Below are 11955 nucleotides of genomic sequence, written 5' to 3'. Positions count from 1 at the left end.
GCTACAGTCTGCATCGGCCGCTGCAGGGCAAACTTGAGCATCCGGTCAGGCCTCAGATGGCTAGCCCCTGCCTGCCCCGCTGCGGTACCCTTACGAGCATTGCGTGTATATCGGGAAGCCCAACGATGTCCGAGAGCATCAAGTTGCGTACGCAACATCAAGCCCATTGCAAGGATTGCAGCCTGGCTGCCCTGTGCCTGCCCATTTCGCTGAACATGGAGGACATGGACGCGCTGGACGACATCGTCAAGCGTGGCCGTCCGCTGAAGAAAGGCGAGTTCCTGTTCCGCCAGGGCGATGCCTTCGGCTCCGTTTTCGCGGTGCGTTCCGGCGCCCTGAAGACCTTCGGCCTGAGCGATGGCGGCGAGGAGCAGATCACCGGCTTCCACCTGCCCAGTGAACTGGTCGGCCTGTCCGGCGTCGATGGCGAGCGCTACCCGGTCTCCGCCCAGGCCCTGGAAACCACCTCCGTGTGCGAGATTCCCTTCGAGCGCCTGGACGACCTGGCCCTGCAACTGCCGCAACTGCGTCGCCAGTTGATGCGCATCATGAGCCGCGAGATTCGTGACGATCAGCAGATGATGCTGCTGCTCTCGAAGAAGACCGCCGACGAACGCATCGCGACGTTCCTGGTCAACCTCTCGGCCCGTTTCCGCGCACGCGGTTTCTCGGCCAACCAGTTCCGTCTGGCCATGTCGCGCAACGAAATTGGTAACTATTTGGGCCTTGCGGTCGAGACGGTGTCTCGCGTATTTACCCGCTTTCAGCAGAACAAGCTGCTCGAAGCCGAGGGCAAGGAAGTGCACATTCTCGATCCGATCGAGCTGTGCGCCCTGGCTGGCGGCAATCTAGACGTTTGAGTTCGCACGATTCTCGCGGGCTCAACGCATTCAGGACCCCACGATGATTTTCGACGAATTCAGCATCAAGACCCTGATCCGCCCGGTACCGGACTTTCCCAAGCCGGGCGTGATCTTCCGCGACATCACTCCGCTGTTCCAGTCGCCACGCGCGCTGCGCCTGGTGGCCGACAGCTTCATCCAGCGCTACGTCGAAGCCAAGTTCAGCCATATCGGCGCCATGGATGCTCGTGGCTTCCTGATCGGCTCGATCATCGCCTACGAGCTGAACAAGCCGCTGGTGCTGTTCCGCAAGCAGGGCAAGCTGCCGGCGGATGTCCTCAGCGAGGGCTACCAGACCGAGTACGGCGAAGCCTTCCTCGAAGTGCATGCCGACAGCCTCTGCGAGGGCGACTCGGTGCTGGTCTTCGATGACCTGATCGCCACTGGCGGTACCCTGATCGCCGCCGCCAACCTGGTGCGACGCATGGGCGCCGATGTGTTCGAGGCCGCCGCCATCATCGACCTGCCCGAGCTGGGCGGTTCGCAGAAACTCCAGGATGCCGGCATCGCCACCTTCACCCTGACCGCCTTCGCTCTCGACGACCATTGAGCCTCCGGACCCGCCCTCTCGCGGCGGGTCACGCTCGGGTACCCATCGACCCTTCTCGCTGAAATGACCATGCAAGCATTCGAACTCGACCAATCACCCGACTGGCGCAAGCGCCTGGGTGCCCGGATGGACAGCCTGACCACACAACGCGTGGTCACCCTGCTGATCATCATCAACGCCGCCATTCTCGGCCTGCAGACCTCGCCGGCGCTCATGGCGGACTGGGGCAAGCCGCTGCTGATCCTCGACAGCCTGATCCTCGCCTGCTTCGTGATCGAGCTGGCGCTGCGCTTCGCGGCCCACGGCGTCGCCCTGCTGCGCAATCCCTGGGCGGTATTCGACTGCGTGGTGGTGGCCATCGCCCTGGTGCCCGCCAGCGGCCCCTTCGCCGTATTGCGCGCCCTGCGCGTACTGCGGGTGCTGCGTCTGGTCTCGATCAACCCGAGCATGCGCAAGGTGGTGCAGGCCCTGCTCGCCTCGCTGCCCGGCATGGGCAGCATCGTCATGCTGATGGGGCTGGTGTTCTACGTCGCGGCGGTGATGGCCACGCAGCTGTTCGGCGCGAGCTTCCCTGAGTGGTTCGGTAACATCGGCGCCAGCCTGTACACCCTGTTCCAGGTGATGACCCTGGAAAGCTGGTCGATGGGCATCGTGCGCCCGATCATGGAACAGCACCCGCTGGCCTGGCTGTTCTTCGTGCCCTACATCCTCGTCGCCACCTTCATGATGCTCAACCTGTTCATCGCGGTGATCGTCAACGCCATGCAGAGCACGCACGAGCCGAGCGCCGAGGAGCTGGCCGCCGCCGCACGTGAACAGGCCATTCTCGACGAACTGCGCGCCCTGCGCAGTGAAGTGGCCGAACTGCGCCGCAACACGCCCTGATCCGCGCTACCGCGCGCCCGTCGTCTCGCGTCGGGTCGCGCCCCTCCCCAGGCAGCCTGGCAGCACACCCGCCTTAAGTTGGCGGCGCCAGGCGCCGCCACACCCGATAGTTACATCGTTCAATGACACAGTTGGCCTGTCGAGGTCCCGGCACCTCGACCCGAATGCTGTCACCCGGAGCCGCACGATAACCGGGAGCGCCAACTCCCCTTAAGAGGACACGAACGATGAGCGCCAGCGCCACCCTGCCCCAAACGAAATCCAGCTTCCCGGTTCGCCGCATGGATTTCAGCTTCAGCGAGACACCGAAATACTGGTTCTACGACGACCCCTTCATGAGCCAGTTCATGAACAACCTGTCGTCGCTGTTTCCCTACGGCGAGAAGTTCTTCGTCGACAGCGTACGGGCGGTACGCGACCAGGTCAGCGAGCCGCAACTGAAAAAGGACATCAGTGCCTTCATCGGCCAGGAGGCCATGCACTCCAAGGAGCACGCGGCGTACAACGACTACGCCAATGCCCACGATATCGACCTGGAGCGCCTGGAGCTGCGCATCAAGATACTGCTGGAATGGGTCACCCGCTTCAGCACCAAGAAGCATCGTCTGGCCGCCACCTGCGCCCTGGAACACTTCACTGCGACCATGGCCGAACAGCTGCTCAAGCGCGAAGACCTCACCACGCAGATGAACGACCCCAAGCTCTATCAGCTGTGGATGTGGCACGCGATCGAGGAGAACGAGCACAAGGCGGTCTGCTACGACGTCTACCAGAAGGTCTACGGCGGCTACTTCACCCGGACCCTGGTGATGCTGCTGACCACCGTGATCTTCTTCGGCGTGATCGGCTGGTTCCAGATCCACCTGCTGCGCAAGGATGGTCAGCTGTTCAACTGGCGCAGCTGGGGCTTCGGCCTGAAGAAGCTGTTCGGCCCGCGCAACGGTTTCTTCACCAAGCTGATCGGCCCTTACCTGGACTACTACCGGCCCGGCTTCCATCCGAAGGATCACGACACCGAGAAGCTGGAGAACCGCTGGCGCGAGCGCCTCGGCTTCAACAGCTGATACCCCTGCAGGGCGGCCCAGGCCGCCCTTTTTTATGCAAGTGTGCAGCCGCGAAAAGCATCGCGGCTGAAGCCGCTCCTACAACAGCCCTCCATAGCCTGCATATCTCACCGCAGCCGGCGTCCCTCAGCCCAGCCGCAGCTGCCCCATGCTCTGCAGCACGCTGGCACCGGTGAACAGCATGACGATCTGCTCCTCGGCCAATGCACAGATCGCCTCGCGCCGATGCGGCTGGCCGATGTAGTCCAGCGACTGCTCGAACAGACTGCGACTGATCAGCCCCGAGACCTGGCGCACGGCCGCCGCACTGACGATCCCCGGCAGCAGCTTGAACTCGACGATGTCGGCGGCCATGTCGTCGGCGAAATCATCCATTACCCGACGCAGGGCCTCGCGCAACACCGGCGAGGCGCCATGCAGTTCGCGGACACCGATGATGAAGGCCTCCGGGTGCGCGGCAACGAAGTCGAAGAACAGCTGCACCGTCTCGTGACAGACGCGCCGCCCACGCCCCAGGTCGATCCCCAGCAGCCTGGGCAGTGCCGGCCCCTGCTCCTTGACCGCGCGCTGTGCCGCCTCGCGGCGCAGGTCGCGCAACGGCTGGCGCAGCAAGCGGGTGATCTCGCCGATCACGTTCAGGCCGAGATCGTCGACATCACGAAAGTGCCGGTAGAAGGTATTGGGGTTGAGGCCCGCCTCGCGGGCCAGTTCGCGCAGCCCCAGGCTGCTGAGGCTGCGGCTGGTTGAGGTGAGGCGTAACGCCGCCTCCATCAGCAGGCGCTTGCCGGGCGCCTCGCTGGCCTTGTCACGCACCTGCGCTTCGTCGTCGTGCATCCCTTCCCCTATCTAAAGTTGGCTTGCTGGCCCGATGCCTTGCCGCCGAGTATACACATGTCTACCTTGGTATACAGATGTAGACACCAACAAGAACGACAAGCAGGAGTCCGGCCATGAATGCGCCCGTGTCACCCCCTACCGCTGCCCGCCATTGCAAGATCGCCATCCTCGGCAGCGGCTTTTCCGGCCTCGGCATGGCCATCCGCCTCAGGCAACAGGGCGAGCAGGACTTCCTGCTGTTCGAAAAGGAGGCCGGCGTCGGCGGCACCTGGCGCGTGAACAATTACCCAGGCTGCGGCTGCGACGTGCAATCGCACCTGTACTCCTTCTCCTTCGAACCGAATCCGAACTGGACGCGCATGTTCGCCAAACAGCCGGAAATCAGGGCCTACCTGGAAGGCTGCTGGGAGAAATATCGCCTGCAGGACAAGACCCGGCTCGGCACCGAGGTGGTGGAGATCCGCTGGGACGAGCAGGCCGAGCTGTGGCACCTGCTGGATCGCGCTGGCAACCGCTACAGCGCGCAGTTCGTGGTGTCGGGGATGGGCGCCTTGTCCACGCCATCGATTCCCGCGCTCAAGGGCCTGGAGAACTTCAGCGGCGAGGTGTTCCACTCGCAGCAGTGGAACCACGACTACGACCTCTCCGGCAAACGCGTGGCGGTGATCGGCACCGGTGCCTCGGCCATTCAGTTCGTGCCGCAGATCCAGAAGCAGGTCGAGCACCTCGACCTCTACCAGCGCACCGCTCCGTGGATCATGCCCAAGCCGGATCGCGCCATCCGCGACAACGAGCGCAGCCGCTTCAAGCGCTTCCCGCTGGCGCAGAAACTCTGGCGCGGCGCCCTCTACAGTATCCTCGAAAGCCGGGTGATCGCCTTCGCCTTCGCCCCGCGCCTGCTGCGCATGGCCCAGGGAATCGCCAAGCTGTACATCAAGAAGCAGATCAAGGACCCGGTGCTGCGCGCCAAGGTCACCCCGGACTACACCATGGGCTGCAAGCGGGTACTGATCTCCAATGACTACTACCCGGCGCTGACCCAGGCCAATGTCGACGTGATCACCGATGGCATCGCGGAAATCCTGCCACATGGCGTGCGCACCAGCGACGGCCAGGAACGCGCCGTCGACGCGATCATCTTCGGCACCGGCTTCACCCCCAGCGATCCGTTGCCACGCGGTACGGTGTTCGGCCGTGGCGGCGTCGACCTGCTCGACACCTGGCCGGAAGGCCCGGAAGCCTACAAGGGCACCATGACCGCCGGCTTCCCCAACCTGTTCTTCCTGATGGGACCGAACACCGGCCTGGGCCACAACTCTATGGTCTACATGATCGAGTCGCAGATCACCTACGTGCTCGGTGCGCTGCGCCAGATCGACGACGGGCGCCTGCAGAGCCTGGAGCCCAAGCGCGAAGCGCAGGATGCCTTCAACAGGAAGATCCAGGGCACCCTCGGCGCCACCGTGTGGAACGCCGGCGGCTGCATGAGCTGGTACCTGCATCCGGTCAGCGGACGCAACTGCACGGTATGGCCCGGCTTCACCTGGCGCTATCGCATGCTGACCCGCCACTTCGACCCGCATGCCTACCACTTCAGCCGCAAGCAGGCCGCCCACCCGGCGCAAAGCAACGCCATCACCCTCGATACCCAGGAGGTCAGCGCATGAAATCCTTCGAGAACAAGGTAGCCGCCATCACCGGCGCCGGCTCCGGCATCGGCCGCGCCCTCGCCTGGCACCTGGCTCGCCAGGGCTGCCACCTGGCGCTCTCCGACGTCAACGTCGAGGGCCTCAGGGAAACCGCCGAGCAGGCGCGCAAGCTGGGCGTCACCGTCAGCGAGCAGCGCGTCGACGTTGCCGACCGCGCCGCCGTCGAAGCCTGGGCGGAGCAGATCGTCGTCGAGTTCGGCCGGGTCAACGCCATCTTCAACAATGCCGGCGTCGCCCAGGGCGGCACGGTGGAAGGAAACGACCACGCCGACTACGAGTGGATCATGAACATCAACTTCTGGGGCGTGGTCAACGGCACCAAGGCCTTCCTGCCCTATCTCAAGAATGCCGGCCAGGGCCATGTGATCAACGTTTCCAGCGTCTTCGGGCTGTTCTCGCAGCCCGGCATGAGCGCCTACAACGCCAGCAAGTTCGCCGTGCGCGGCTTCACCGAGTCGCTGCGTCAGGAGCTGGACATGGCCAACTGCGGGGTTTCCGCCAGCTGCGTCCACCCCGGCGGCATCCGCACCAACATTGCCAAGACTGCCCGCATGAACGACAGCCTGGCCAAGGTCACCGGCCAGGCCGCCGAGCAGGCACGCCAGCAGTTCAACGACCAGTTGCTGCGCACCACGCCGGAGCAGGCGGCGAAGGTCATCGTCAACGGCGTGCTGGCCAACAAGCGGCGCATCCTCATCGGTGCCGACGCCCATGTGCTGGACTGGATGCAGCGCAGCATGCCGGCGCTGTATCAGCGCCTGGTCACCCTGTCGATGCGCCTGGCCGCACGCTTCGCCCCGAGGCCGCGCAATGCCGGCAAGGCCAGCGAAGCGACCGAATAGCAGGCCGCATGCGAACACAGGGCCGGCGCACTGCCGGCCCTGTGCGTTTGTCGGGTAGTGCCCGGGGCGTCCGCAGCTGCGCTAAGGTATGGCAATAGACGCACCCTCATCCACGCGGCGCCGCCACCGGCCCCGGCTGGAACCTCGGTGCGGCGTCGACACCGAGGGCGGCACCTTGATCCAGAAGGTGGCCTCATGAGCGTACTCACCTGCACCCACCGCGACCACACCATCCGCGCCAGCGTCATGGAGCACCCCGGCCTGCCCACGCCCTGGGCCGGCGGTTGCCAGATCACCGATCCTGCCGGCCACACCAGCAAGCGCCAGACGCTGCCGGTGGACTATGCCTTCATGGATGACCTGGACAAGGCCCAGCACGCCTCCATCGCCCACGGCAAATGGCTGGTGGACCAGAAACTGGACCACGGTCGCAACTGGCACTGACCGCGCCCTGCGTACACGAGCGGGGCGCCCGCCAGCCGCGCAGCGTCTCCTGGCGCTCCCGCTGCGGGCCTGGACTAGTTGCGGTCGCGCAGCGGATCGAGCAACGGCTTGAGGCCGTTGTGATCGATCTCCTGCATCAGTGCCAGCAGCTGGCCCAGCTCGCCCTTGGGAAACCCCTCGCGGGCGAACCAGTTGAGGTAGTGCCCGGGCAGGTCGGCGATCAACCGGTCCTTGTACTTGCCGTACGGCATGCGGCGGGTCACCAGGAGTTTCAGCGCTTCGGGGTTCATCGTTCGCTCGGGTCGTCGAAAAAATCCGCCCATTGTGCCAGGCCTCAGCGACTCAATGCCTCACGCACGAAGTCCAGGCGGTCCTGGCCGAAGTACATGTCGTCTCCGACGAAGCAGGTCGGCGCACCGAACACGCCACGCCTGACCGCTTCCTCGGTGGTCGCCTTCAGCGCTTCCTTCACTGCGGGCTCGCCGATCTGCTGCTGCAACGCCGCAGCGTCGAGGCCGGCCGCCGCCAGCACTTCCGCGACCCTGACCGGGTCGCCCATGTTCACGCCATCCACCCAGGTCGCCTGGAACAGCGCCTGCAGGGCATCGTCGAGGCGCTCGGGCTGATGCAGCTGCACCGCCACCAGCAGGCGCATGAGGCTCAGGGTGTTGATCGGAAAATGCGGATTGAAACGCATCGGCACGCCGTAGCGCTCGGCGTAGCGCGCGAGGTCGCGAATCATGTAACGCCCCTTGGCCGGAATCATCGCCGGCGAGGCGTTGCCGGTCGCCTGGAAGACGCCGCCCAGCAGCATCGGCCGATAGACCAGCGCAGCGCCACAGTCGCGGCACAGCGCCGGTAGCTGGGTATGGGCCAGGTAGGAGGCCGGGCTGCCCAGGTCGAAGAAGAACTCCACCGTCTTGCTCATCAGCTTCACTCGCTCGTTGTTGTGGTTATCGGCTTGCACAGGTTACCAGCGCTCCATCCACGGCCGCAGGTCCAGCTCGAACGTCCAGGCATCGCGAGGCTGGGCGTGCAGGAACCAGTAGCTGTCGGCGATGTGCTCGGGGTCGAGGATGCCATCCTGATCCTTCCTGGCATACAGCTCGGGGAAGCTGTCACGAATGAAGGCCGTGTCGATCGCCCCGTCCACCACCACATGGGCCACGTGAACGTTCAACGGCCCCAGCTCGCGCGCCATGCTCTGCGCCAGGGCGCGAATGCCGTGCTTGGCCCCGGCGAAGGCGGCGAAACCGGCGGCGCCACGCAGGCCTGCGGTCGCCCCGGTGAAGAGAATGGTGCCGCGACCACGCCCGACCATGCGCCTGGCCACCGCCTGGCTGGTGAGGAAACCGGCGAAGCAGGCCATTTCCCAGATCTTGAAATACTTGCGTGCGGTTTCATCGAGAATGCTGCAGGGCACGTTGGCGCCGATGTTGAAAACCATCACCTCGATGGGGCCGATATCCCGCTCGATGTGCTCGACCAGTTCGGCCACCTGTTCTTCACGCCGCGCATCGGAAGCAAAGCCATGGGCTTCGCCGCCCTCGTCACGGATCTGCTCCAGCAACGGCTGCAACTTGTCCAGGCTACGCCGGGTGACGCAGGCCACATAGCCTTCGCGGGCGAAACGCCGGGCAATGGCGCCGCCGGTGGCATCACCGGCGCCGATGATCAAAGCGACTTTCTTGTTCTCGTTCATGGCTTCCTCCTTTTAACTAACGATCGTTAGCTGAACGAACGTTATGCTATGCTCCCGGACAGGTCAAGCCACCCTCACCCACGGAGCCTCTCATGCGTTATTCCGCCGAACACAAGGCCGAAACCCGCGAACGTCTGCTCGCCAGCAGCGGCGCCATCGCCAAGCAGCAGGGCTTTGCCGTGACCGGCGTGGATGCGCTGATGAAAACCATAGGCCTGACCGGCGCGGCGTTCTACAGCCACTTCCCGAGCAAGGACGAGCTGTTCGCCGAGCTGATCGAGCGCGAGCTGCGTATAAGCCTGCAGCGCCTGGGTGGCGGGCCGGGCGCTGCCGGGCGTGACAAGCTGCAGCGCTGCCTGGCGGCCTACCTCAGCCTGGCGCATGTCGAGCAGCCCGACAAAGGCTGCGTGTTGCCAAGCCTGGGCGCCGAGATCGCGCGTGCCGACGAGCGCGTCCGGCAGCGCACCGAGCAGCAGATTCTGCAACTGCAGGAAACCTGGGCCGAGATCATCGGCGACCGGCAACTGGCCTGGACGATCCTCGCGCAATGCCTGGGCAGCTTGCTGCTGGCACGCATGCTGGCCAGCCAGGACACGCGCCAGCAGGTGCTGGATGCCAGCCTGGACATGCTCGAACACACATTGAAGCCTGTCGGCTGAGCACGTATGCCGTTAACCTAGACGGAACATCCCTGCCAGGACCGCACCATGTCCCACACCCCTTCCCCGCTGGTTGGCGAAAGCCCCCTGCATGCGATCGAGGTCCGCATCCTCGGTTGCCTGATCGAGAAGCAGCTGACCACCCCGGAAAGCTATCCGCTGACGCTCAATGCCGTGCAACTGGCCTGCAACCAGAAGACCAGCCGTGAACCGCTGATGAACCTCGAATCCGGCGAAGTCGGGCGCTACCTGCGCAGCCTGGAAGGCCGGCAACTGGTGCACCTGCAGATGGGCAGCCGGGCGGATCGCTGGGAACAGCGCTGCGACAAGCAACTGGAACTGGTCAAGCCGCAGACGGTGCTGCTCGGCCTGCTCATGCTGCGCGGACCGCAGACGCTCAACGAACTGCTGACCCGCAGCAACCGCATGTACGACTTCGATGACGTGGCCGAAATCCAGCACCAGCTGGAACGCCTGATCGGTCGCGGCCTGGCCATGCTGCTGCCGCGCCAGACGGGCCAGCGCGAGGACCGCTATATGCATCTGCTGGGTGACCCGGCGGACCTCGAAAGCCTGCTGGCCAGCCGCCCGAGTGGCCGCAGCGAGGCCGCGGCACCTAACGAAGATCGCCTGGTCGAACTGGAAGCGCGCATCGCTGCGCTGGAAGAACGTCTGGCGCGCCTAGAAGGCGCGCAATGACCGCTACCCCCATGGAAAAGGAGCCCAACGCGTTGAACCTCAAGACTCGTTTCAGCCTGATCATCGCCACTGCCCTGCTCGCAGCCGGCTGCAGCAGCACCGCGGAAAAATCCCAACCGACAATAACCCCTGCCGACCCCAGCCAGGGCTGCACCTCCTCGGCGGTGGAGCACCTGAAGGGCGAGACCGCGACCCCCGAGCTGCTGGAGCAGGCACGCCAGCAGGCGGGCGCCAGTACCGCGCGCATACTGACACCGGGCAGCGTGGTGACCCTGGAATACAATAGACAGCGTCTCAACCTCAACGTCGATGACCAACGCGTGATCACCCGCGTTTCCTGCGGCTGATTGCAGCGCTGCGGATCGCTCCGCAGCGCTTGCGCCGACACTGCCCACCACCCTTGCACAGGCCAACGCCATGACCTCCCAAGTGGAACCCTGCGCCGAGCTGATGCTGGACAACCAGCTGTGCTTCGCCCTCTATTCCACCTCGCTGATGATGACCAAGACCTACAAGCCATTGCTGCAGGCACTCGGTCTTACCTACCCGCAGTATCTGGCAATGCTGGTGCTGTGGGAGAACGAGGGCATTACCGTCAGCGAGATCAGCGCGCGCATGCTGACCGATCCCGGCTCGCTGACGCCGCTGCTCAAGCGCCTGGAGAGCGAAGGCCTGCTGCAGCGCCAGCGCAGCAGCCAGGATGAGCGTGTCGTGCAGCTGTACCTGACCGACAAGGGCCGTGCCCTGCACGAGCAGGCCAAGGCCTTGCCGGCGTGCATCCTCAAGGCCTCCGGGCTCAACATCGACCAGCTGGGCGACCTGCGCGATGACCTGGTGGCCTTGCGCAAGCACCTGCAGGACGCCCTCTGAAGCAACGCCTGCTTCTGCCCGGCCTGCGCATGAAAAAAGACCCCGCGACCGTCACCGGTCGCGGGGTCTTGTTTTGTCGAGCGGGTGGCGGCCACGGCCTGCACTGCCGTGACCAGGACGGCAGGGCTTACGCCTGATCGCGCACCTGCTCCCAGGTCAGATCCAGGCACTTGCGTGCTTTTTCCACCAGTTCGTCCACTTCCGCCTGGCTGATCACCAGCGGCGGCGCGATGATCATGGTGTCGCCCACGGCGCGCATGATCAGACCGTTATTAAAGCAGTGGCCGCGGCAGACCATGCCTGCCCCCACATCAGCGGAGAAACGCTTGCGCGTCGCCTTGTCCTGCACCAGTTCGATGGCGCCGAGCATGCCGATACCGCGCACTTCGCCCACCAGCGGGTGATCCGCCAGCTCGCGCAGACGCTTCTGCAGATAGGGCGCAGTCTCTGCCCTCACCCGCTCGACGATGCCCTCTTCCTTGAGGATGCGCAGGTTCTCCAGGCCCACCGCCGCCGCTACCGGATGCCCGGAATAGGTGAAGCCGTGGTTGAAATCGCCGTGCGCCTCGATCACCTCGAACACCTTGTCGCTGACGATCAGGCCACCCATCGGCACGTAGCCGCTGGTCAGCCCCTTGGCGATGGTCATCAGGTCGGGCTGCAGACCGTAGTACTGGCTGCCGAACCACTCGCCGGTACGGCCGAAGCCGCAGATCACTTCATCGGCGACGAAGAGGATGTCGTACTTCGCCAGGATCTCCTTGATCCGTGGCCAGTAGCTGTCCGGCGGCA

At 64.8% G+C, this 11955-nt stretch carries 16 protein-coding genes; 11 read left to right on the top strand and 5 right to left on the bottom strand.

Annotation, left to right across the window (positions count from 1 at the left end; genetic code table 11):
* Positions 1–125 precede the first annotated feature (125 nt).
* From fnr to EWH21_RS11080, 4 genes are all read left to right on the top strand, one after another.
* Positions 126–860, top strand: a complete 735-nt coding sequence (gene fnr, locus EWH21_RS11095) for a fumarate/nitrate reduction transcriptional regulator Fnr (protein WP_037057050.1) — start codon at positions 126–128, stop codon at positions 858–860.
* A 43-nt stretch (positions 861–903) separates the two neighbouring features.
* On the top strand, positions 904–1452 hold the full coding sequence (locus EWH21_RS11090; RefSeq protein ID WP_277700515.1) for an adenine phosphoribosyltransferase: 549 nt from the start codon (positions 904–906) through the stop codon (positions 1450–1452).
* Positions 1453–1521: 69 nt separating this feature from the next.
* A complete protein-coding gene (locus EWH21_RS11085; RefSeq protein WP_277700514.1) occupies positions 1522–2337 on the top strand; it encodes an ion transporter in 816 nt (271 codons plus the stop codon).
* A gap of 227 nt (positions 2338–2564) precedes the next feature.
* Complete coding sequence (locus tag EWH21_RS11080) at positions 2565–3401, top strand: metal-dependent hydrolase (RefSeq protein ID WP_179554029.1); 837 nt, start codon at positions 2565–2567, stop codon at positions 3399–3401.
* Positions 3402–3527: 126 nt separating this feature from the next.
* Here the strand turns inward: EWH21_RS11080 and EWH21_RS11075 are convergent, their stop codons facing one another.
* Entirely contained in the window at positions 3528–4235 is a 708-nt protein-coding gene (locus EWH21_RS11075) for a TetR family transcriptional regulator (protein WP_047587452.1), read from the bottom strand.
* 116 nt (positions 4236–4351) lie between these two features.
* On the opposite strand from EWH21_RS11075, the gene EWH21_RS11070 reads away from it, so the two are divergent.
* From EWH21_RS11070 to EWH21_RS11060, 3 genes are all read left to right on the top strand, one after another.
* Positions 4352–5905, top strand: coding sequence for an NAD(P)/FAD-dependent oxidoreductase (locus EWH21_RS11070; protein ID WP_047587454.1), 1554 nt, complete (start codon positions 4352–4354; stop codon positions 5903–5905).
* Entirely contained in the window at positions 5902–6789 is an 888-nt protein-coding gene (locus EWH21_RS11065; RefSeq protein ID WP_037057057.1) for an SDR family NAD(P)-dependent oxidoreductase, read from the top strand. Before EWH21_RS11070 ends, EWH21_RS11065 begins: the two co-directional genes overlap by 4 nt.
* Before the next feature lie 195 nt (positions 6790–6984).
* Positions 6985–7233, top strand: coding sequence for a hypothetical protein (locus EWH21_RS11060; RefSeq protein ID WP_037057058.1), 249 nt, complete (start codon positions 6985–6987; stop codon positions 7231–7233).
* A 74-nt stretch (positions 7234–7307) separates the two neighbouring features.
* Here EWH21_RS11060 and EWH21_RS11055 read toward each other — a convergent pair whose 3' ends face one another.
* Genes EWH21_RS11055 through EWH21_RS11045 form a run of 3 tightly spaced genes read right to left on the bottom strand, consistent with a single transcriptional unit; the run spans position 7308 to position 8935 of the window.
* Positions 7308–7523 carry a DUF3820 family protein gene (locus EWH21_RS11055; protein WP_152488555.1) on the bottom strand — a complete coding sequence of 72 codons (216 nt, stop codon included), beginning with the start codon at positions 7521–7523 and terminating at the stop codon, positions 7308–7310.
* A 44-nt stretch (positions 7524–7567) separates the two neighbouring features.
* Entirely contained in the window at positions 7568–8161 is a 594-nt protein-coding gene (locus tag EWH21_RS11050; protein WP_277700608.1) for a 2-hydroxychromene-2-carboxylate isomerase, read from the bottom strand.
* A gap of 42 nt (positions 8162–8203) precedes the next feature.
* Positions 8204–8935: an SDR family oxidoreductase gene (locus tag EWH21_RS11045; RefSeq protein WP_152488554.1), complete on the bottom strand. Its 732-nt coding sequence runs from the start codon at positions 8933–8935 to the stop codon at positions 8204–8206.
* A gap of 92 nt (positions 8936–9027) precedes the next feature.
* Here EWH21_RS11045 and EWH21_RS11040 point away from each other — a divergent pair, with 92 nt between their 5' ends.
* The 4 genes from EWH21_RS11040 to EWH21_RS11025 all read left to right on the top strand — a co-directional run bounded on the left by EWH21_RS11040 (position 9028) and on the right by EWH21_RS11025 (position 11163).
* Entirely contained in the window at positions 9028–9594 is a 567-nt protein-coding gene (locus EWH21_RS11040) for a TetR/AcrR family transcriptional regulator (RefSeq protein ID WP_277700513.1), read from the top strand.
* A gap of 48 nt (positions 9595–9642) precedes the next feature.
* Entirely contained in the window at positions 9643–10293 is a 651-nt protein-coding gene (locus EWH21_RS11035; RefSeq protein ID WP_150609343.1) for a DUF480 domain-containing protein, read from the top strand.
* A 32-nt stretch (positions 10294–10325) separates the two neighbouring features.
* Complete coding sequence (locus tag EWH21_RS11030) at positions 10326–10640, top strand: I78 family peptidase inhibitor (RefSeq protein ID WP_277700607.1); 315 nt, start codon at positions 10326–10328, stop codon at positions 10638–10640.
* A 70-nt stretch (positions 10641–10710) separates the two neighbouring features.
* Positions 10711–11163, top strand: coding sequence for a MarR family transcriptional regulator (locus EWH21_RS11025; protein ID WP_037057064.1), 453 nt, complete (start codon positions 10711–10713; stop codon positions 11161–11163).
* A gap of 127 nt (positions 11164–11290) precedes the next feature.
* Here the strand turns inward: EWH21_RS11025 and EWH21_RS11020 are convergent.
* The coding region (locus EWH21_RS11020) for an aminotransferase class III-fold pyridoxal phosphate-dependent enzyme (protein ID WP_277700512.1) at positions 11291–11955 on the bottom strand (665 nt) is incomplete at its 5' end.

Source organism: Pseudomonas sp. REST10, from assembly GCF_029542605.1.
GTDB lineage: Bacteria > Pseudomonadota > Gammaproteobacteria > Pseudomonadales > Pseudomonadaceae > Aquipseudomonas > Aquipseudomonas khazarica.
This window is presented reverse-complemented; position numbering and strand designations above follow the sequence as displayed.